We start from the raw sequence: 18677 nt of genomic DNA, 5'->3' as shown, positions 1-18677 counted from the left end.
TTCTTCTGCCTTAGAGATACGCGCAATGACCGCAACCGACGCACAACTCGCACGCAAGGCCATTGGCCTGCTCGACCTCACTTCGCTAAACCCGGACGACGATGAGGCGCGCATCCGTGACCTCTGCCGGCGTGCCCTGACGCCTGTCGGGCCGGTGGCAGCCGTCTGCGTCTACCCGCGCTTCGTCGCCCTGGCGCGGCAGACGCTGGATGCGCTGGGCGGCAACCAAGTGAAGGTCGCCACCGTGACCAATTTCCCGGCCGGAGCCGCCGATGTGGAGGCTGCGGCAGCCGAGACGCGGGTAGCGGTGGAAGCGGGGGCCGACGAGGTGGACGTCGTCTATCCCTATGCGGCCCTGCGCGGCGGTGACGCGACGGTCGGTGTCGAGCTGGTGCGTGCCTGCAAACGGGCCTGTGGCGACGTACTGCTCAAGGCGATCCTGGAAACCGGCGAACTGGCCGATCCGGCTTTGATCCGCCAGGCGAGTCGGGATGCCATCGACGCCGGTGCCGATTTCATCAAGACCAGCACCGGCAAGGTGACGGTCAATGCCACCGAACAGGCTGCACGGCTCATGCTGGAGGTCATCGCGGAGACCGGTGGGCGGGTTGGGTTCAAGCCGGCCGGAGGGATTCGCACGTTGGCCGATGCTCGTTTGTACATCGACTTGGCGGAGGAATACCTGGGGCCGTCATGGACGACTCCGGAGCATCTGCGCCTGGGGGCTTCGAGCGTGCTCGACGACTTGCTCCGGCATCTTGGCCTGGGCGGCGAAGGGCAGGCCAGGGAGGGTTACTGATATGTGGTTGGCGCAGGAAGTCATCCGTCGCAAGCGCGATGGGAAGGTGCTCGACGAAGCGGACATCCGCCAGTTCGTAAAGGGAATCGGCGACGGCAGCCTGAGTGAAGGGCAGATTGCCGCATTCGCCATGGCGGTTCTGCTCAAGGGCATGAGCCTGGATGAGCGCATTGCCTTGACCACGGCGATGCGCGATTCGGGTCAGGTACTGGCCTGGGAGCTGCCCGGTCCGGTGGTGGACAAGCATTCCACGGGCGGCGTTGGTGATTTGGTGAGTCTGGTACTGGCGCCGCTGCTCGCAGCCTGCGGCTGTTACGTGCCGATGATTTCCGGGCGCGGCCTGGGCCATACCGGCGGTACGCTGGACAAGCTGGACAGCGTGCCCGGCTACTGCACCCAGCCGGACCCGCAGCGCTTACGCCGGGTGGTGGCCAAGGTGGGCTGTGCGATCATCGGCCAGACCGCCGATCTGGCGCCGGCGGACAAGCGCCTGTATGCCATCCGCGATGTCACCGGCACGGTGGAGTCCATCGACCTGATCACTGCCTCGATCCTGTCCAAGAAGTTGGCGGCCGGGCTGGACGTTCTGGTGATGGACGTGAAGGTGGGCAACGGCGCCTTCATGAGCGACCCGGAGCAGGCGCGAACTTTGGCGGAAAGCATCGTGGCGGTGGCCAACGGCGCGGGCGTGAAAACGCGGGCGCTGATCACCGACATGAACCAGCCGCTGGCCCGCAGCGCTGGTAACGCCCTCGAAGTGGAGGAGGCCATCGCCTTGCTCAAGGGCGAGGTGCGCAGCCCGAGGCTATGGGAAGTCACCCTGGCATTGGCCGAGGAAACACTGGTGGCGGCTGGCCTGGCACCGGACTTGGTGTCCGCGCGACAGCGGTTGATGGATGCCTGGCTCAGTGGCTTGGCGCTGCAGCGCTTCTCGCAGATGGTGGCGGCACTCGGCGGTCCGGTGGATCTGGCCGAGCATCCCTGGCAGCACTTGCCCCATGCGGCCGTGGTGCGGCCGGTATTCGCCGAATGGGCGGGTTATGTGCAGGGTATCGACACTCGGGCCGTCGGACTGGCCGTCATCGCCCTAGGTGGTGGGCGGCGCCGCCCGGAGGATGCCATCGATCCCGCGGTGGGGTTCAGTGAGCTGGCACTGCCGGGGGAATCCGTCGGTGCCGACCGGCCCCTGGCAATGGTCCATGCTCGCGATGCGGCGGGCGCCGAAGAGGCCGCACGGTTGCTGCGGGCGGCGTATCGACTCGGTACCGCGGAGGTTGCGGTGCACGACCTGATCAGCGTACGGCTGTAGGAGCACATCGATGAACAGAGCACTCCTGCTGGTGCTGGATTCCTTCGGTATCGGTGCCAGTACAGATGCCGAGCGCTTCGGCGATAGCGGTGCCAATACGTTCCTGCATATCGCCGAGGCTTGTGCTCGCGGCGAGGCGGACAGCGAACACCGCCAGGGTGCATTGCAGTTGCCCAATCTCGCGCGTCTTGGCCTGGGACATGCCGCTGCCTTGAGCGCCGGGAGTTATCCCCCGGGCTTCGATATTGAGCAGCCGGTGATCGGTGCTTATGGCTATGCACGCGAGCTGTCCAGCGGCAAGGATACGCCCTCCGGGCACTGGGAAATGGCGGGGGTGCCGGTCCTGTTCGACTGGGGCTATTTCCCGGCCCACCAACAGAGCTTTCCCACCGCCCTGCTGGAGGCGCTGATTCAGCGTGCCGGGTTGCCGGGCGTGCTCGGCAACTGCCATGCGTCCGGCACCACCATCCTTGAGCACTTGGGCGAGACACATATCCGCACGGGCAAGCCGATCTGCTACACCTCGGCGGACAGCGTCTTCCAGATCGCCGCCCACGAGGAACACTTCGGCCTTGAGCGGCTGTACCAAGTCTGCGAGATCGCTCGAGAGCTGTGCGACGACTACAACATCGGCCGGGTGATCGCGCGACCGTTCCTGGGCGAGAGTGCCGACAGCTTCCGGCGCACCGGAAACCGCCGCGACTATGCGGTGCCTCCACCGGCCCCCACCGTGCTCGACCGTTTGTGCGAGGCCGGTGGGCAGGTGTTCGCGGTGGGCAAGATCGGCGATATCTTCGCCCACCGGGGTATCAGCCGCCTGTACAAGACTGATGGCAACGAGGCGTTGTTCGATGCCACGTTGCAGGCGTTCCGCGAAGCGCCATCGCGCACGCTGGTGTTCAGCAACTTCGTCGACTTCGACATGCTGTTCGGCCATCGCCGTGACATCGCAGGTTACGCCGAGGCACTGGAAGCGTTCGACCGACGCCTGCCGGAACTACTCGCTGTCCTGGATGTAGGCGATGTGCTGTTGCTGGCTGCCGACCATGGCTGCGATCCGAGCTGGCCGGGCAGCGACCACACCCGTGAACATATCCCCGTGCTGGGCTACGGCGCCGGCCTACAGGCCGGTAGTTTGGGAGAGCGCAGCAGCTTCGCCGATATCGGCCAGAGTCTGGCGTGCTTTTTCGGACTGCCGGCGTGCGATTACGGACAATCTTTTCTGACCTCTTGATGGAGCCTACGATGGCCACTCCCCATATCAGTGCCCAGCCGGGCGATTTCGCCGAAACCGTGCTGATGCCCGGCGATCCGCTGCGAGCGAAGATGATCGCCGACACCTATCTGAGCGACGTGCAACAGGTGAATGGCGTGCGCAACATGCTAGGGTTCACCGGCTCGTTCAACGGCCAGCGGATCTCCGTGATGGGGTCAGGCATGGGCATTCCCTCGCTGTCCATCTATGCCCACGAGCTGTTCAGCCAGTACGGCGTGCAGCGTATCGTGCGGATCGGCAGTTGCGGGTCGGTTCAGCCTGGCGTCCGGGTGCGCGATCTGGTGATCGCCATGGGCGCGTCGACCGATTCCGCCGTCAACCGCAAGCGCCTCGCCGGGTTCGATTTCGCCGCCCTGGCCGATTACCGATTGCTCGAACGGATGGTGCGACGGGCAGATGCGAAAGGGCAGGCGGTGCATGTAGGCAATGTGTTTTCCGCCGACCTGTTCTACGAGCCCGCCCCGGACCTTTTCAACCGCATGATGCGCATGGGCATCCTCGCCGTGGAGATGGAAGCGGCCGGTCTCTATGGCGTGGCGGCGGAGCTGGGACGACAGGCGTTGTGCGTGCTGACGGTCAGCGACCACATCCTCGAAGGCGAAAAGCTCAGTGCCGAGGAGCGGCAGGAGACGTTCCACGCGATGATTGAGCTGACCCTGGAAGCGGTGACGCAATAAGCGAAATTCCGACGGTAAACGGCAACGAAGATTCGCGGGCAAAAAAAGACCCGGCAGAGCCGGGTCGAATAACCGTGATTAGCCTGATGAGGAGATAACCTGAGAGTCCGACTGCTGGGCTTTCAGCTTATCGACTGATCTCGCGATCAGTTGATGAAATAATAACAATTCTCATTTCCATGTCAACGCTTTTTTCGCATTGGTTTCGTTCTTGATGGCAGGCTCGCAAAAACGACGAACCCGGCGCATGGCCGGGTTCGTTGAGTGACCGGAACCTTATTCCGGGTCGGCGGATTGCCGCAGCTGGGTGACTTCCTTGTTCAGCAGGTCGATGCGCCTGGCCATGCTCTCGATCAGGCTGTGGGCGATGCGGGGATTGCTCTGCATCAGACTGAGGAACTGGTCCTTGGGAATTATCATCACTGTGCAGGGCTCGCTGGCCACCACCGTGGCGCTGCGTCGCTCGCGAGTGAACACGGCCATGGCACCGAAGATTTCGTCCTTCTGTACATCGCCCACCTTGTGACCATCGACGAAGGCTTCGGCATGGCCTTCGATGATGACGAAGACATGGTCGGCCTCGTCGCCTTGGTGGATCAGCTCCTCGCCGGCGGCAAAGTGCTGGAATCCGGTGGCCGGTCGGATTTCTGGCTGCTTGAGGCGAGCCAGGGCATCGGACAACAGGGCGGTGTGGCCGATCAGGTACTGGATGAACAATTCCTGGCGCTGTTCGCTGGCATAGATGTGCTTGAACACGGCACCCCGGTTATAGGGGATCAGGCTGATCGCTTCTTCGCTGCTGTATCGGCAGCTCGGCATTTCAATGCCCTGACGCAGGCCTACGAGGTCGCCTTCCTGCAGGTAGAACAACGGGCGCCCGTCCACCAGCGCATGCAGCAGGCCGTCCTCGATCAGGAACAACTGATTGCCGGGAAGCGCCTGGGTCAGATCGTCGACGCGCTCGAGCCGCAACGGCTCCCCGCTGGGGTCGAGCCCTTCGAGCAACTGGCTGGGGATGCTTTGCAGTCGATTGATCAGCTGATCGGCGTAAGCCGGTTGCTCCCCGAGTAGGTACATGAGCGTTGATTCCTTGAACTGGCTGGCTGGCAAGACGTACGAACGTCCTTGAAACGATAGGTTTCGCAGATATTTCCGTAAATCAGTTCGCGTTAATGTTGTGAGCTAGCTCTTATTACGCAAAGACAAGGCGTCCAGTTGTCCAATCAATGCTGCTTTATGTGCCGGCGGCAGGTCGTTCCAATGCACGTCCAGCAATGCACCTTCGATTGCGTAGAGCAGCACTTTCGAGGCTCGGAACCCCCTGGCCCGAACCGCCCGGTACGCGCCGACCGAGCCTAGGCGGCGAAGATCGGAAGCATTATGGATGCCGACTGCGTGCAACCACTGTGCCGAGGTCTTGCCGAGGTTCTTCAGGTGTTGCAATTCATCGTTCATTCAGCCTCCTTGCAATGATGCCTCATTGATAGTCAGGGGGTCGGATAGCCTGCGACGAAGTGTAGCGGCCAGCGGATGGACTGTGGCGCAGTGACATCACCCCAGGCTTGACGCAGAGCAGATAAATAGTCGATTACCGGATCCTTGCCATGTTCGCGCTCCCAGCGTTGCACGGCGGACCAGGTGCGCAGGTAACCGACGAAGTGTTCGAAGCTCCATTCGACCTCGATGGCGAACGGTGGAAGATCGAGTCGGGGGAAGGGTACGGAAAGGTCGCGGTAGCCTGCATCGACGCTTTCGCGCCCTTTCGGCCAGTAACCTTTCAAGGTGCCACTGTAGAGCCGGTCGATTACCGGGTCGAGAGCATCATCGATACGCAGCAGGCTGTAGCACCAGGCGCAGAACAGGCCGCGGGGCTTGAGCAGACGTTTCACTTCGGCGAAGAAGCGCGGCGTGGCGAACCAGTGCAGAGCCTGGGCGACCACGATGAGATCGAGGCTCCCCGAGGGCAGCGGTAGCGACTCGGCATCCGCGGCGAAGCGTTCGACGCCGTCCCAGCGATCTTCCATACGTAACTGCTCGTGGCTGGCATCGCTGGCCAGGACTTGGTCGAAATACTTACCCAAGGGGCGGCTGGCCTGGCCGTTGCCGCAGGCGATGTCGAGGGCACGCTGGCGCGAAGGACTGTTTGCGGCGAGCCAAGTGAAGAGTGCCGGTGGGTACTCCGGGCGGAAACTGGCATAAGCATCCGCGCGGGCGTCGAACAGTTGGGCGATCTCACTCATGGTTTTCGGTAGCGGAGGCGGGTGCCGAAATTCACCGACATGAGAATCTCGTCGGCGCTCAGCTCAACCGGGAAATAGGCACCGGAAATCTGCGCGTGAGCCAGGCTGGCACCTTCCATGCGCGCCTTGCGAAGGTCCAGGCCGCGCAGGTCGGCGCCGCGGAAATAGGCATCGGTGAAATTCACCCCGTCGGCATTCAGGTTGCGCAAGTCGAGGCCGCGAAAATCTCCGCCGGTGAGGTCGATTTCTCCGTCCGAGGGGCGCCGATGATTGAAGCCGGCGATGTCTTCCTGGCGCAGCAGGCGGTACAGCGGGTCGTCCAGTTGACGCGGCTGGCTCATGAGTGCGGTTCCGGCAATGGGTCACCGGGCAGTATAGAAGCTGTCCGGTGACCCTGCCGTGGTCAGAGGCCGGGCAGGCGTTGGCGAATATTGTCGACCAGTTTGTCCAGGCTGGCGGCCTCGTGGGTATCCACGCGCCGGCTATGCGCTTGTTCGTCCGTCGTGAGCAGCTCCCGGCTCTGCTGTTGCGCGTGGATGATGTCCAGCGTGGCATCGGACGGATCCAGCCCTTCGCTCTGCCGCTGGGCCAACCAACTGGCGATGACGGCATCCGGCGCATGGCAGTCGAGAATCAGGAAGGGGACTCCGGTGCGCTCGGCGATCTCCCAGGCGGCCTGGCGCTGGGCGTGTTTCAGGTAGGTGGCATCGATGACCACCGGATAGCCGGCGTGCAGGGCGGCGTCTGCCAGCTCGTGCAGGCGACGATAGGTGGCATCGCTGGCGTCCTGGTTATAGATGCCGGCACTCAGTTGGCCCCGTTCGCTTTCATCCTGTTCGCCGAACAGGCGCTTGCGCTCTGTGTCCGAACGCAGGCGGATGGCGCCGAGTGCTTCGACCAGGCGCATCGCGACGTGGCTCTTGCCCACAGAGGAAACACCGTGGGCGATGGCCAGGAAGCGCGAAGGAATGGCACTGTAGCTTTCAGCCAGGCTCGCATAGTTGCGGTATTGGCGCAGGATCACCGCGCGCTGGACTGCATCCTGCTCCTGGCCGAGGCGGAACAGGCTGACCTTGGCACGCACCAGGGCCCGGTAGGACTTGTAGAGGTTCATCAGCTCCAACGCGGCATAGTCGCCGGTCTGCTCGAGCCAGAGGCTGAGGAAGCGGCGCGACAGGCATTTCAGCCCACGGTCCTCCAGGTCCATGGCGAGGAAGGCGCTGTCCGCTGCGATGTCGGTGAGACGAAACGGTTCGTTGAATTCGATGCAGTCGAACAACACGACTTCACCGTCGATAAGGGTGGCGTTGCCCAGGTGGATGTCGCCGTGGCATTCGCGGATGAAGCCCTGGTTCTTTCGCTCTTCGAGCAGAGGGCCCAGGCGGTCGATGGTGCTTTCGGTCCAGGCTTCCAATGCGTCCAATTGCTGGATGTCGGCCTTGTCGCTGAGCAATGGGCGGATCTGTTCGAAGTTCTGGCGCAGTGGCGCCATCATGGCGTCCGGCTGGCACATGACGTGATCCGGCGCCACCGATGGCGTGGTCAGGTGGAAGCGGGCGATCTGCCGGGCCAGCGCATCGATGTGGGCGCCGGTGAGTTCGCCGCGCGCCTGGATTTCGCCCAGCAGGTTGCTTTGCGGGAACTGACGCATCCTCACGGCATATTCGATGATCGGGCCGTCGCCGTTCAGTTGTGGCGCGGATTCGCTGCCGGTGATCGGAATGACGTCGAGGTAGAGGTTCTGCGTCAGGCGCTGGTTCAACCGGACTTCTTCTTCGCAGAAGTGCTTGCGGGCCTCCAGCGTGGTGAAGTCGAGGAAGCCGAAGTCGACCGGTTTCTTGAATTTGTAAGCGTAGGGGCCCGTGAGCAGGACCCAGGAAATATGGGTTTCGATGACCTGGAACTGGTCTACCGGATGCGGATAGAGCGCCGGGTTCTGCAGCGCGGCAATCAGGGCTTGGCTCACGGTCGATCCTTACGTCTAAGACTTGAAGTTGGGCGGCATTATGGCCGCTGCAGGGCGCCATGCAAACCGCCAGGGGGCGCCTGTCCCCTGTGGATAAAGTGCGTATAATGCGCCGCCATGACTCGTTCCCGTTCTTCTCGTTCGCGTTCCAAACGCCGCTCCGGTGGCTTGCGCCCCTGGTTGGGCTGGGCTCTGAAGCTCGGTCTGGTCGGTCTGGTGGTGCTGGCCGGTTTTGCCGTCTACCTGGATGCCGTGGTACAGGAAAAATTCTCCGGCAAGCGCTGGACTGTGCCTGCCAAGGTGTATGCCCGCCCACTCGAATTGTTTGTCGGACTCAAGTTGGCCAAGGACGACTTCCTGACCGAACTGGATGCTCTCGGCTACCGCCGCGAGGCTGTAACCGGCCCCGGCAGCGTGTCTGTTTCCGGAAACTCCGTCGATTTGCAGACGCGTGGCTTCCAGTTCTACGAGGGCGCCGAGCCTTCGCAGCGCATCCGGGTGCGCTTTTCCGGGGATTTCGTCGCCGGGCTCAATCAGGCCGATGGTTCGGACTTGGCCGTCGCCCGGCTGGAGCCTTTGCTGATCGGCGGGCTGTACCCGGCGCATCAGGAAGACCGCATCCTGATCAAGCTGGACCAGGTGCCGCCCTATCTGGTGGATACCCTGGTGGCGGTGGAGGACCGCGAGTTCTTCCACCACTTCGGCGTCTCACCCAAGTCGATCGCGCGGGCCTTCTGGATTAACGCCACGTCCGGCCAGTTGCTCCAGGGGGGTAGTACGCTGACCCAGCAGTTGGTCAAGAATTTCTACCTGACCAACGAGCGCAGCCTGACCCGCAAGGCGACCGAGGCCATGATGGCCGTGCTGCTGGAGCTGCATTACGACAAGCGTGAGATTCTCGAGGCGTACCTCAACGAGGTGTTCCTTGGCCAGGATGGCCAGCGTGCCGTGCATGGCTTCGGCTTGGCCAGCCAGTATTTCTTCAGCCAGCCGCTGTCCGAGCTGAAACTGCACCAAGTGGCGTTGCTGGTCGGCATGGTCAAGGGGCCGACCTACTACAACCCGCGGCGCAATCCCGAGCGCGCTCTCGAGCGACGCAACCTAGTGCTGGATGTTCTGGTGGAGCAGGGCGTGGTAACGGCTGAAGAGGCCGAGGCGGCGAAGCAGAAGCCGCTCGGTGTGACACCTCGAGGCAGTATGGCGGATAGCTCGTATCCTGCGTTTCTCGATCTGGTGAAGCGCCAACTGCGCCAGGACTATCGTGAAGAAGACCTCACGGAAGAGGGGCTGCGTATCTTCACTAGCTTCGATCCGATCCTCCAGCTCAAGGCCGAGAGTGCTTTGAACGAGTCGTTCAAACGCATCTCTGGCAGCAAAGGGGCCGATCAGATGGAAGCGGCGATGGTCGTGACCAATCCGGAGACGGGTGAAATCCAGGCCTTGATCGGTAGCCGTCAGCCGCGTTTCGCAGGCTTCAACCGTGCGCTGGATGCCGTGCGGCCGATTGGTTCGCTGATCAAACCGGTGATCTATCTCACGGCCCTGGAGCGTCCTAGTCAGTACACGCTGACCAGTTGGCTGTCGGACGAGCCCTTCTCCGTCAAGGGGCAGGACGGCCAGGTCTGGAAGCCGCAGAACTACGACCACAAGGCCCACGGCACCATTTACCTGTACCAGGGGCTGGCGAATTCCTACAATTTGTCCACTGCCAAGCTGGGGCTCGAACTCGGCGTACCCAATGTCCTGAAGACGATGGAGCGGCTGGGCGTTTCGCGCGAATGGCCGGCATACCCGTCGATGTTGCTGGGGGCCGGGGCGCTCAGCCCGATGGAAGTCACCAGCATGTACCTGACCCTGGCCAATGGTGGCTTCAATACACCGTTGCGCGGCATCCGCAGCGTGTTGACGGCCGATGGCGAGCCGCTCAAGCGGTATCCGTTCCAGATTCAGCAGCGTTTCGATCCGGGTGCCATTTATTTGGTTCAGAACGCAATGCAGCGAGTCATGCGTGAAGGAACCGGGCGTTCGGTATACAACCAGTTGCCTCGTTCGCTGACGTTGGCGGGCAAGACCGGTACCACCAACGACTCCCGCGACAGTTGGTTCGCCGGTTTCAGCCAGGACTTGCTGGCGGTGGTCTGGATGGGGCGCGACGACAATGGCCAGACCCCGTTCACCGGCGCCACTGGTGCCCTGCAGGTATGGACCGGCTTCATGCGCAAGGCCGATCCGCTACCACTGGACATGCCGCTGCCGGACAACGTGACGCAAGCTTGGATCGACGCCTATACCGGGCAGGGTTCCGACCCGAGCTGCCCGAATGCCGTCCAGATGCCTTATATTCGTGGAAGTGAGCCGCCACCCGGTACGGCCTGCGGTATCCAGGCGCCGGTCGATTCGGTGATGGATTGGGTGCGCGGCTGGTTGCAATAAGCAAAGAGGATTCGCATGAACAAGTGGTGGATTCCCGCCCTGGCCGCTACGGCAGTGCTGAGTGGTTGTGCCTCGGTACAGCGTGGATCGATTCCCGTGGTGGACTCCAGTGCCCCGTTGTCGGAACTGGAAGAGGGGGCGGGAGGGGCCTATCGCCCGGCTGCACCTCAGCAGCAGCCGCAGACAATCAATGAGGACTCCGGCGTGGTGGTCATGGTACCTGGCGGCAGTTCGACGCCGATCCAGACCTTTCCTGCGCCGGATGGCTCCTCCAGTACACCGATCACGACGTCCTCCATCACCACGGGGCCTGCCAGCGGTGGGTCTTCTGGCGGGGCGGGCAGCTACAGCGCTCCGAGCGCGCCGACCGGTATCCCCAGCAACAGCGGCGGCCTGGCGGCCGATGAGCAACTGGATGGCCCGGTACTCGCGCTTCTCACCGCGGCGCAGCAGCAACAGAGTGGCGGCGATCTGAACGGGGCGTCCTCCAGCCTCGAGCGTGCCCAGCGCATCGCACCGCGTGAGCCGCAGGTGCTCTATCGGTTGGCGGAGGTTCGCCTCGCCCAGGGCGATGCCGCCCAGGCCGAGCAGTTGGCGCGCCGCGGCCTGACTTATGCCAATGGGCGTCCCGCGCTGCAAGCGAGCCTCTGGGAACTGATTGCCAAGGCGCGTGAGCGCCAGGGTGATGCGGCGGGCGCCGCGCAGGCGCGTGAGCGGGCGCGGGTCAACCTCTGATGAACGACGCGCATCTGTCCGCTCTGGCCGATCAGCTTCTGTTGATCGAGCGAGAGTTGCGGTTATTGGGCTGGTGGGCGGACAGCGAGCCGAGTGCGGAGGCTTTGGCCAGTCCAGAGCCTTTCTGTGTCGATACCCTGACCTTCGAGCAGTGGCTACAGTGGGTTTTTCTGCCGCGGATGAAGGTATTGATCGAGGGAGGTCACGAGCTGCCGACGGTATCGGGCATCCGTCCCATGGCAGAGGTGGTGTACCGGGAGTGCCCGGTCGAAACCCGGGCGTTGATGCTGGCGTTGGGTGAGTTCGACCGGTTGATCAAGAGCGCAGCCTGATGCCGCGCTCCCTCATTACTGGCAGTTTTCCTCGATCGCCTTCTGGGCTTCGCTGATCCGTGCCTGCCGTTCTTCTTCCGTGAGTCGGCGGAAGTCGCCGTTTTCCTCGACGCGTACCCGTGGGTTGTTCTGTAGCTGTGACAGGTTGGTACGCACGGTTTCGCAGTACTTCTTGCGTTCTTCTTCGCGCTTGGCCACTTCCTGCTTCACCTTCTCATCGATGGCCTTCTGCTTGTCGGCTTCGATCTCGCTGTCTAGCTTGGGTAGTGGCGCCGGAGCAGGGGCCTTCGGCGTTGCGCTATTGGTGTTGACGGGGGTCGCCTCCTGGCCTTGAGGGGGCTGGGAGCCGAAGTGCGTGATACCTTGCGCGTCTACCCATTTGTACACTTGGCCGGCCACGGCGCTGGCACTCAAGGCGAGCAGCAGGCTGCCTGTGAAAATCATGCGACGCATGCTGTTTCCTTTATATAAGGGGATAACCTGGCCGTTACTATAACCAAAACTCGTGCCTCGTCATCCTGCTCTGTGTCACAGCGGCGGAGTGAAGAATCCTCAGGGATGACTTGACTTGCTGTCGTCTAATCCGAACAATCCATCGTTCGCTGTAGTGAAGTCCGCCGCAAGCTGGCTTCAGCTCAGCAGACATGAGGCGCTACCCGCGCCGACCTGTTACACCCGCAACGCGTTACCTCGCGCTGGGTGGGAAGGCTCCGCAACATTTGGGGCACTCCCAATACTTGCTCAGTAGTAGCTGACGTAGTCGGCGACCACCGTCGCTCATGCTCTGCTAGGCAGTAGACCTATTTAGGGCCATCCGTTGTGGGTGGCGTTCTGGCGTTCTAGAGGTGAACAACGTGGAGCTCTTATCCGGCGCTGAAATGGTCGTCCGCTTCTTGCGTGACGAAGGCGTTAAGTACATCTATGGGTATCCGGGTGGTGCCCTCCTGCATATCTACGATGCTCTGTTCAAGGAAAAGGAAGTCACGCACATCCTCGTCCGCCATGAGCAGGCTGCAACCCATATGGCCGACGGCTATGCTCGCGCCACCGGAAAACCCGGTGTGGTGCTGGTGACCTCCGGTCCGGGTGCAACCAACGCCATTACCGGTATTGCCACTGCCTACATGGACTCGATCCCGATGGTCATTCTGTCGGGGCAGGTGCCGAGCGGCATGGTGGGGACCGATGCTTTCCAGGAAACCGACATGGTCGGTATCTCCCGTCCGATCGTGAAGCACAGTTTCATGATCAAGCATCCCTCTGAAATCCCTGAGGTGATGAAGAAGGCTTTTTATATCGCGCAGTCGGGTCGCCCTGGCCCGGTTGTGGTCGATATTCCCAAGGACATGACCAACCCGGCCGAGAAGTTCGAGTACGTCTATCCGAAGAAGGTCAAGCTGCGTTCCTACAGCCCGGCTGTGCGCGGCCACTCGGGACAGATTCGCAAGGCGGCGGAAATGCTGCTGGCGGCCAAACGTCCGATTCTCTATTCCGGTGGCGGTGTGATCATGGGCAACGCCGCTGCCCCGCTGACCGAGCTGGCGCGCATGCTCAACCTGCCGGTCACCAATACCCTGATGGGGCTTGGCGGCTACCCGGGCAGCGATCGCCAGTTCGTCGGCATGCTCGGCATGCACGGCAGCTATACCGCCAACCTGGCCATGCACCACGCCGATGTGATCCTGGCTGTCGGCGCGCGTTTTGATGACCGGGTCATCAACGGCCCGAGCAAGTTCTGCCCGAACGCCAAGATCATCCATGTCGATATCGACCCGGCATCGATTTCCAAGACCATCAAGGCGGATATCCCGATCGTTGGCCCGGTAGACAGCGTGCTGACCGAGATGGTTGCCATCGTCAAGGAAATCGGCGAGACCCCGAACAAAGAAGCGGTGGCGAGCTGGTGGAAGCAGATCGAAGAGTGGCGCGGCAATCGCGGTCTGTTCCCTTACGACAAGGGTGACGGCAGCATCATCAAGCCGCAGACCGTGATCGAGACCCTCTGCGAAGTGACCAAGGGCGATGCCTTCATCACGTCCGATGTGGGGCAGCACCAGATGTTCGCGGCGCAGTACTACAAGTTCGACAAGCCCAATCGCTGGATCAACTCCGGTGGCCTGGGCACCATGGGTTTCGGTTTCCCGGCCGCTATGGGCGTCAAGCTGAACTTCCCGGATGCCGAAGTCGCCTGCGTGACCGGCGAAGGCAGTATCCAGATGAACATCCAGGAACTGTCGACCTGTCTGCAGTACGACCTGCCGGTGAAGATCGTCAACCTGAACAACGGTGCGCTGGGCATGGTGCGCCAATGGCAGGACATGCAGTACAGCAGCCGTTACTCGCATTCCTACATGGAGTCGCTGCCGGACTTCGTCAAGCTGGCCGAGGCATACGGCCACGTGGGCATCCGCATTACCGATCTGAAGGATCTGAAGCCGAAGATGGAAGAGGCGTTCGCCCTGAAGAACCGTCTCGTGTTCCTCGACATCGCGGTAGACGCCAGCGAACACGTCTATCCGATGCAGATCAGAGACGGCGCCATGCGCGATATGTGGCTGAGCAAGACGGAGCGGACCTGACATGCGACACATCATTTCCCTGCTGATGGAAAACGAGCCCGGCGCCCTGTCGCGGGTGGTCGGCCTGTTCTCGCAGCGCAACTACAACATCGAAAGCCTGACGGTAGCGCCTACCGAGGATCCGACCCTGTCGCGTCTGACGCTGACTACCGTGGGGCATGATGAGGTGATCGAGCAGATCACCAAAAACCTCAACAAGCTCATCGAAGTGGTCAAGCTGGTCGATCTGTCGGAAAGCGCCCACATCGAGCGTGAACTGATGTTGGTGAAAGTGAAGGCTACCGGTGCACAGCGCGCCGAGGTCAAGCGCACCACCGATATCTTCCGTGGCCAGATCGTCGACGTTACCAGCAGCGTCTACACGATCCAGCTTGCGGGTACCAGCGAGAAACTGGACAGCTTCATCCAGGCCATCGGCACCGCGTCGATTTTGGAAGTCGTGCGCAGTGGTGTCACGGGCATCGCTCGCGGCGACAAAGTACTGAGCATCTAACCGATTTAGCGAATGGCCCGAACCGGCCGGTAAGAAAGGGGAATTTCCATGAAAGTGTATTACGACAAAGACTGCGACCTCTCCATCATTCAAGGCAAGAAGGTCGCCATCATCGGTTACGGCTCCCAGGGACATGCCCATGCCTGCAACCTGAAGGATTCCGGTGTCGACGTTACCGTCGGTCTGCGTCCGGGGTCCGCCTCGGTGAAGAAAGCCGAAGCCCATGGCTTGAAGGTATCCGACGTTCCGGCTGCTGTTGCCGCTGCTGACGTGGTGATGATCCTGACGCCCGACGAATTCCAGGGTCGCCTGTACAAGGAAGAAATCGAGCCGAATCTGAAGAAGGGCGCCACCCTGGCCTTCGCTCATGGTTTCTCGATCCACTACAACCAAGTCGTTCCGCGTGCCGATCTCGACGTGATCATGATCGCCCCGAAGGCTCCGGGTCACACCGTGCGCTCCGAGTTCGTCAAGGGCGGCGGTATCCCTGATCTGGTCGCCATCTACCAGGATGCTTCCGGTAATGCCAAGAACGTCGCTCTGTCCTACGCCTGTGGCGTCGGTGGTGGCCGTACCGGCATCATCGAAACCACCTTCAAGGATGAAACCGAGACCGACCTGTTCGGTGAGCAGGCCGTACTCTGCGGTGGTTGCGTCGAACTGGTGAAAGCTGGTTTCGAAACCTTGGTCGAGGCCGGCTATGCGCCGGAAATGGCTTACTTCGAGTGCCTGCACGAACTGAAGCTGATCGTTGACCTCATGTACGAAGGCGGTATCGCCAACATGAACTACTCGATCTCCAACAACGCCGAATACGGCGAGTACGTGACCGGCCCGGAAGTGATCAACGCCGAGTCCCGTGCTGCCATGCGCAACGCGCTGAAGCGTATCCAGAATGGCGAGTACGCGAAGATGTTCATCAGCGAGGGTGCTTCCAACTACGCTTCGATGACGGCTTATCGTCGCAACAACGCTGCTCACCCGATCGAGCAGGTTGGCGAGCGTCTGCGTGCAATGATGCCGTGGATCGCTTCCAACAAGATCGTCGACAAGACCAAGAACTAAGGTCCGAGACGAAGAAAGAACGCGGCTACGGCCGCGTTTTTCGTTCTAGGAGGCCCCTTCTGTCTGGTATAAAGCCAGGGCGCTGGTCAAGGACCGCTCGCGAACCCTGATCGGTTGCTTCTGTCGAAACTTCCGAACCTTTTAGCAAGGTACTGTTCATGAACGAACATCCCGAGGAGCCGAACAAGGCTTCCGACGCCGAAAGTCTGTTACCCATCGATGAGCATGTCGAAGAGGGGCATGACGCAGAGGGACGCAAGGTCCGTCATCGCGGCATCTATCTGCTGCCCAATCTGTTCACTACAGCCAACCTGTTCGCCGGTTTCTATTCCATCATCAATGCCATGAACGGCAACTTTTATGTGGCCGCCGCAACGGTGTTCGTTGCCATGGTGCTGGATAGCCTGGATGGACGTGTCGCTCGCCTCACCAATACGCAGAGCGCGTTCGGTGCTGAGTACGATTCGCTGTCCGACATGGTTGCCTTCGGTGTGGCGCCTGCGCTCCTGGCATTCGAGTGGGCGCTGGGCAGTTTGGGCAAGGTCGGCTGGATGGTGGCCTTCATTTATGTGGCGGGGGCGGCTCTGCGGCTCGCGCGCTTCAATACTCAGGTGGGCAAGGCCGACAAACGCTTTTTCATTGGGTTGGCGAGCCCCGCTGCGGCTGGGGTCGTGGCCGGTACTGTATGGGCCTTCAGTGACTTCGGTATCAAAGGGTCGAATATGGCTTTCGTCGTTGCCCTGCTGGTAGCAGCAGCCGGAGCATTGATGGTCAGCAATATCAAGTATCACAGCTTCAAGGATCTCGACCTCAAGGGGCGGGTACCTTTCGTTGCGATCCTGGTGGTAGTGCTGGTTTTCGCAGTGGTATTCAGTGATCCGCCGCGCATCCTGCTGCTGATCTTCCTGGCTTATGCTGCTTCGGGGCCGGTGCAATACTTGTTGCAATTGCGCCGCCGCAAGACTGTCGAGTGATGTAATTTCCCCGCGGCTCCGCAGTCTATTGGCGCACCCGTTCCAGGATTGCGGAGCCTCTCATGCTGATCAAGATTCCTTCTGTCTCTCTGGCTCGTGAGTCAGAGGTCACGCCTGAAGCGACTTATCTGTCGCGCCGCCGTTTTCTGGGGGCGATGGGTGGGGTGGCTTCGTTATCCCTGGTTCCCGGTCGAGCATTGGCTGAGCGCTATGCTGGGGTGGAGGCCGCCCAGGCTCCGGCCTGGTTCGACGAGAAGCTGATCTCGACCCGTTGGCAATCGATGGTTCCGGGTGACGAGGCGCTGACACCTTTCAAGGATGCGACCCGCTACAACAACTTCTACGAGTTCGGGCCGAATAAAGGTGATCCGGCTCGGCATGCTGCTCAGTTCAAGGCCGAACCCTGGACTGTGGCCATCGATGGCGAGGTCGCCAAGCCGGGGCAATTCTCTCTGGAAGAGTTCTGCCAGCCCCATCAGTTGGAAGAGCGCATATACCGGCTGCGTTGTGTGGAAGCCTGGTCCATGGTCATTCCCTGGTTGGGGTTCCCGTTGGCTGATTTGCTCAAACGGGCGGAGCCGACGGCGCAGGCCAAGTATGTAAGGTTCGAAACCCTCGTCGATCCACAGCGAATGGTTGGCCAGCGTTCAGGGTTTTCCCTTATCGACTGGCCGTACATCGAAGGGCTGCGGATGGATGAAGCCATGCATCCGCTGACACTCATGGCGGTTGGCATGTATGGGCGTGTCTTGCCTTCCCAGAATGGCGCCCCGTTGAGATTGGTTGTGCCTTGGAAGTACGGTTTTAAAAGCATCAAATCCATCGTTCGCATCAGTTTGACCAGTGTGCAGCCTAAGACGACCTGGGAGAGTCTGGCGCCCAGCGAGTATGGCTTCTTCGCCAATGTGAACCCCGAAGTGGATCATCCTCGCTGGAGTCAGGCGCAGGAGCGCCGGCTGCCGAGCAGTCTGTTCAGCCCCAATGTCATTCCAACCCGCCTGTTCAACGGTTATGACGAAGTGGCTGATCTCTATGCCGGTTTGGATCTCCGGAAAAACTACTGATGCGCTACCGCTTCTTTCGTTTGGCAATCTTCATCGTGGCGCTGGCGGTGCCTGCTTTCTGGCTTTACCAGGGTTGGACGCTGGCTTTGGGGGCTGATCCCGGCAAGGTTCTGGTCGATCGGCTCGGTCTGGGAGCGTTGACGTTGCTTCTGATCACGTTGTGCATGACGCCTCTGCAGCGAACAACTGGTTGGGGTGGTTGGCTGGTTGTGCGGCGCCAGCTTGGACTCTGGTCCTTCGCCTATGCGGTTTTGCACATTACGTCCTATGCAGTTTTTTTGCTGGGGCTGGATATCGAGCAATTGCTTGTCGATCTACAGAAGCGGCCCTACATCATGGTCGGAGCATTGGCTTTCGTGGGCCTGTTTTGCCTGGCTGCGACCTCCAATCGCTTCAGCGTTCGTAAGCTGGGGCGGCGATGGAAGGCGTTGCACCGTATCGTTTATGGCGTGCTGGTATTGGTCCTTCTGCATATGCTTTGGGTGGTTCGGGCCGATCTGCAGGAATGGGCCGGCTATGCTTTGGTCGGTTCTTTTCTTCTTACCCTGCGGCTGCCTTTTTTGGCTGCACGGTTGCCGCGGTTGTCGTTTGGCATGTCTCCGAGCGGAAAGAATGAAAAAAAGGTTTCAACAAAGTGTTGACGGCTGTTCGAATGGTTCTATAATGCGCGCCACTTCCGGCGCAGCCTGAACGAAAAACTCCTTGATAATCAAAGAGTTGAGTAAGTAAAAGGGG

The 18677-nt window shown here is 61.1% G+C and carries 19 protein-coding genes; 13 read left to right on the top strand and 6 right to left on the bottom strand.

Annotated features, from left to right (window positions below):
- Positions 1-16 precede the first annotated feature (16 nt).
- Genes deoC through deoD form a run of 4 tightly spaced genes read left to right on the top strand, consistent with a single transcriptional unit; the run spans position 17 to position 4061 of the window.
- Entirely contained in the window at positions 17-799 is a 783-nt protein-coding gene (gene deoC, locus BZL41_RS20190) for a deoxyribose-phosphate aldolase (RefSeq protein ID WP_095600963.1), read from the top strand.
- Position 800: 1 nt separating this feature from the next.
- Positions 801-2108 carry a thymidine phosphorylase gene (gene deoA, locus BZL41_RS20185; protein ID WP_095600943.1) on the top strand — a complete coding sequence of 436 codons (1308 nt, stop codon included), beginning with the start codon at positions 801-803 and terminating at the stop codon, positions 2106-2108.
- A gap of 10 nt (positions 2109-2118) precedes the next feature.
- Positions 2119-3342 carry a phosphopentomutase gene (locus BZL41_RS20180; protein WP_095600942.1) on the top strand — a complete coding sequence of 408 codons (1224 nt, stop codon included), beginning with the start codon at positions 2119-2121 and terminating at the stop codon, positions 3340-3342.
- An 11-nt stretch (positions 3343-3353) separates the two neighbouring features.
- Positions 3354-4061 (top strand): purine-nucleoside phosphorylase, encoded by a 708-nt coding sequence (gene deoD / locus BZL41_RS20175; protein WP_095600941.1) that lies wholly within the window; start codon positions 3354-3356, stop codon positions 4059-4061.
- A 276-nt stretch (positions 4062-4337) separates the two neighbouring features.
- Here deoD and BZL41_RS20170 read toward each other — a convergent pair whose 3' ends face one another.
- The 5 genes from BZL41_RS20170 to BZL41_RS20150 form a co-directional block, all read right to left on the bottom strand.
- Positions 4338-5138 carry a Crp/Fnr family transcriptional regulator gene (locus tag BZL41_RS20170; protein WP_095600940.1) on the bottom strand — a complete coding sequence of 267 codons (801 nt, stop codon included), beginning with the start codon at positions 5136-5138 and terminating at the stop codon, positions 4338-4340.
- Between the two features lie 105 nt (positions 5139-5243).
- The gene (locus tag BZL41_RS20165) at positions 5244-5516 is read right to left on the bottom strand and encodes a TfoX/Sxy family protein (protein WP_095600939.1); all 273 of its coding nucleotides are present in this window, start codon (positions 5514-5516) and stop codon (positions 5244-5246) included.
- Between the two features lie 32 nt (positions 5517-5548).
- A complete protein-coding gene (locus BZL41_RS20160; RefSeq protein ID WP_095600938.1) occupies positions 5549-6301 on the bottom strand; it encodes a class I SAM-dependent methyltransferase in 753 nt (250 codons plus the stop codon).
- Positions 6298-6642 (bottom strand): pentapeptide repeat-containing protein, encoded by a 345-nt coding sequence (locus tag BZL41_RS20155; RefSeq protein WP_095600937.1) that lies wholly within the window; start codon positions 6640-6642, stop codon positions 6298-6300. The genes BZL41_RS20160 and BZL41_RS20155 overlap by 4 nt, the downstream gene beginning before the upstream one ends.
- Before the next feature lie 62 nt (positions 6643-6704).
- Complete coding sequence (locus BZL41_RS20150; RefSeq protein WP_095600936.1) at positions 6705-8267, bottom strand: bifunctional aminoglycoside phosphotransferase/ATP-binding protein; 1563 nt, start codon at positions 8265-8267, stop codon at positions 6705-6707.
- Positions 8268-8384: 117 nt separating this feature from the next.
- Between BZL41_RS20150 and mrcB the strand changes: the two genes are divergently transcribed.
- From mrcB to BZL41_RS20135, 3 genes are read left to right on the top strand one after another with little or no spacing between them, the layout of a single operon-like run.
- Positions 8385-10700: a penicillin-binding protein 1B gene (gene mrcB, locus BZL41_RS20145; protein ID WP_095600935.1), complete on the top strand. Its 2316-nt coding sequence runs from the start codon at positions 8385-8387 to the stop codon at positions 10698-10700.
- Between the two features lie 15 nt (positions 10701-10715).
- On the top strand, positions 10716-11435 hold the full coding sequence (locus BZL41_RS20140; RefSeq protein ID WP_095600934.1) for a tetratricopeptide repeat protein: 720 nt from the start codon (positions 10716-10718) through the stop codon (positions 11433-11435).
- Positions 11435-11767, top strand: a complete 333-nt coding sequence (locus BZL41_RS20135) for a YqcC family protein (RefSeq protein WP_095600933.1) — start codon at positions 11435-11437, stop codon at positions 11765-11767. The genes BZL41_RS20140 and BZL41_RS20135 overlap by 1 nt, the downstream gene beginning before the upstream one ends.
- Before the next feature lie 15 nt (positions 11768-11782).
- Here BZL41_RS20135 and BZL41_RS20130 read toward each other — a convergent pair whose 3' ends face one another.
- The gene (locus tag BZL41_RS20130) at positions 11783-12220 is read right to left on the bottom strand and encodes a DUF4124 domain-containing protein (protein WP_095600932.1); all 438 of its coding nucleotides are present in this window, start codon (positions 12218-12220) and stop codon (positions 11783-11785) included.
- Positions 12221-12621: 401 nt separating this feature from the next.
- Here BZL41_RS20130 and BZL41_RS20125 point away from each other — a divergent pair, with 401 nt between their 5' ends.
- From BZL41_RS20125 to msrQ, 6 genes are all read left to right on the top strand, one after another.
- Complete coding sequence (locus tag BZL41_RS20125; RefSeq protein ID WP_095600962.1) at positions 12622-14346, top strand: acetolactate synthase 3 large subunit; 1725 nt, start codon at positions 12622-12624, stop codon at positions 14344-14346.
- A gap of 1 nt (position 14347) precedes the next feature.
- A complete protein-coding gene (ilvN, locus tag BZL41_RS20120) occupies positions 14348-14839 on the top strand; it encodes an acetolactate synthase small subunit (protein ID WP_084337329.1) in 492 nt (163 codons plus the stop codon).
- Positions 14840-14887: 48 nt separating this feature from the next.
- Entirely contained in the window at positions 14888-15904 is a 1017-nt protein-coding gene (gene ilvC / locus BZL41_RS20115) for a ketol-acid reductoisomerase (protein WP_095600931.1), read from the top strand.
- A 158-nt stretch (positions 15905-16062) separates the two neighbouring features.
- The gene (gene pssA, locus BZL41_RS20110) at positions 16063-16878 is read left to right on the top strand and encodes a CDP-diacylglycerol--serine O-phosphatidyltransferase (protein ID WP_084337333.1); all 816 of its coding nucleotides are present in this window, start codon (positions 16063-16065) and stop codon (positions 16876-16878) included.
- A gap of 62 nt (positions 16879-16940) precedes the next feature.
- Entirely contained in the window at positions 16941-17942 is a 1002-nt protein-coding gene (msrP, locus tag BZL41_RS20105) for a protein-methionine-sulfoxide reductase catalytic subunit MsrP (protein WP_095600930.1), read from the top strand.
- The gene (gene msrQ, locus BZL41_RS20100) at positions 17942-18583 is read left to right on the top strand and encodes a protein-methionine-sulfoxide reductase heme-binding subunit MsrQ (protein WP_095600929.1); all 642 of its coding nucleotides are present in this window, start codon (positions 17942-17944) and stop codon (positions 18581-18583) included. Before msrP ends, msrQ begins: the two co-directional genes overlap by 1 nt.
- The last annotated feature ends 94 nt before the right edge of the window (positions 18584-18677 follow it).

The sequence above is a fragment of the Pseudomonas sp. PIC25 genome, from assembly GCF_002286785.1.
GTDB lineage: Bacteria > Pseudomonadota > Gammaproteobacteria > Pseudomonadales > Pseudomonadaceae > Pseudomonas_M.
The sequence above is the reverse complement of the archived record's forward strand: the minus strand, read 5'-3'. Positions and strand labels throughout refer to the sequence as shown.

What these genes read in the sequence shown, in the direction of transcription:
- deoD (WP_095600941.1), top strand. Translation starts at nt 3,354, where the DNA reads ATGGCCACTCCCCATATCAGTGCCCAGCCGGGCGATTTCGCCGAAACC.
- BZL41_RS20135 (WP_095600933.1), top strand. Translation starts at nt 11,435, where the DNA reads ATGAACGACGCGCATCTGTCCGCTCTGGCCGATCAGCTTCTGTTGATC.
- BZL41_RS20130 (WP_095600932.1), bottom strand. Translation starts at nt 12,220, where the DNA reads ATGCGTCGCATGATTTTCACAGGCAGCCTGCTGCTCGCCTTGAGTGCC.
- BZL41_RS20170 (WP_095600940.1), bottom strand. Translation starts at nt 5,138, where the DNA reads ATGTACCTACTCGGGGAGCAACCGGCTTACGCCGATCAGCTGATCAAT.
- mrcB (WP_095600935.1), top strand. Translation starts at nt 8,385, where the DNA reads ATGACTCGTTCCCGTTCTTCTCGTTCGCGTTCCAAACGCCGCTCCGGT.
- msrP (WP_095600930.1), top strand. Translation starts at nt 16,941, where the DNA reads ATGCTGATCAAGATTCCTTCTGTCTCTCTGGCTCGTGAGTCAGAGGTC.
- BZL41_RS20140 (WP_095600934.1), top strand. Translation starts at nt 10,716, where the DNA reads ATGAACAAGTGGTGGATTCCCGCCCTGGCCGCTACGGCAGTGCTGAGT.
- msrQ (WP_095600929.1), top strand. Translation starts at nt 17,942, where the DNA reads ATGCGCTACCGCTTCTTTCGTTTGGCAATCTTCATCGTGGCGCTGGCG.
- deoA (WP_095600943.1), top strand. Translation starts at nt 801, where the DNA reads ATGTGGTTGGCGCAGGAAGTCATCCGTCGCAAGCGCGATGGGAAGGTG.
- BZL41_RS20165 (WP_095600939.1), bottom strand. Translation starts at nt 5,516, where the DNA reads ATGAACGATGAATTGCAACACCTGAAGAACCTCGGCAAGACCTCGGCA.
- BZL41_RS20180 (WP_095600942.1), top strand. Translation starts at nt 2,119, where the DNA reads ATGAACAGAGCACTCCTGCTGGTGCTGGATTCCTTCGGTATCGGTGCC.
- ilvC (WP_095600931.1), top strand. Translation starts at nt 14,888, where the DNA reads ATGAAAGTGTATTACGACAAAGACTGCGACCTCTCCATCATTCAAGGC.
- BZL41_RS20155 (WP_095600937.1), bottom strand. Translation starts at nt 6,642, where the DNA reads ATGAGCCAGCCGCGTCAACTGGACGACCCGCTGTACCGCCTGCTGCGC.
- ilvN (WP_084337329.1), top strand. Translation starts at nt 14,348, where the DNA reads ATGCGACACATCATTTCCCTGCTGATGGAAAACGAGCCCGGCGCCCTG.
- pssA (WP_084337333.1), top strand. Translation starts at nt 16,063, where the DNA reads ATGAACGAACATCCCGAGGAGCCGAACAAGGCTTCCGACGCCGAAAGT.
- BZL41_RS20160 (WP_095600938.1), bottom strand. Translation starts at nt 6,301, where the DNA reads ATGAGTGAGATCGCCCAACTGTTCGACGCCCGCGCGGATGCTTATGCC.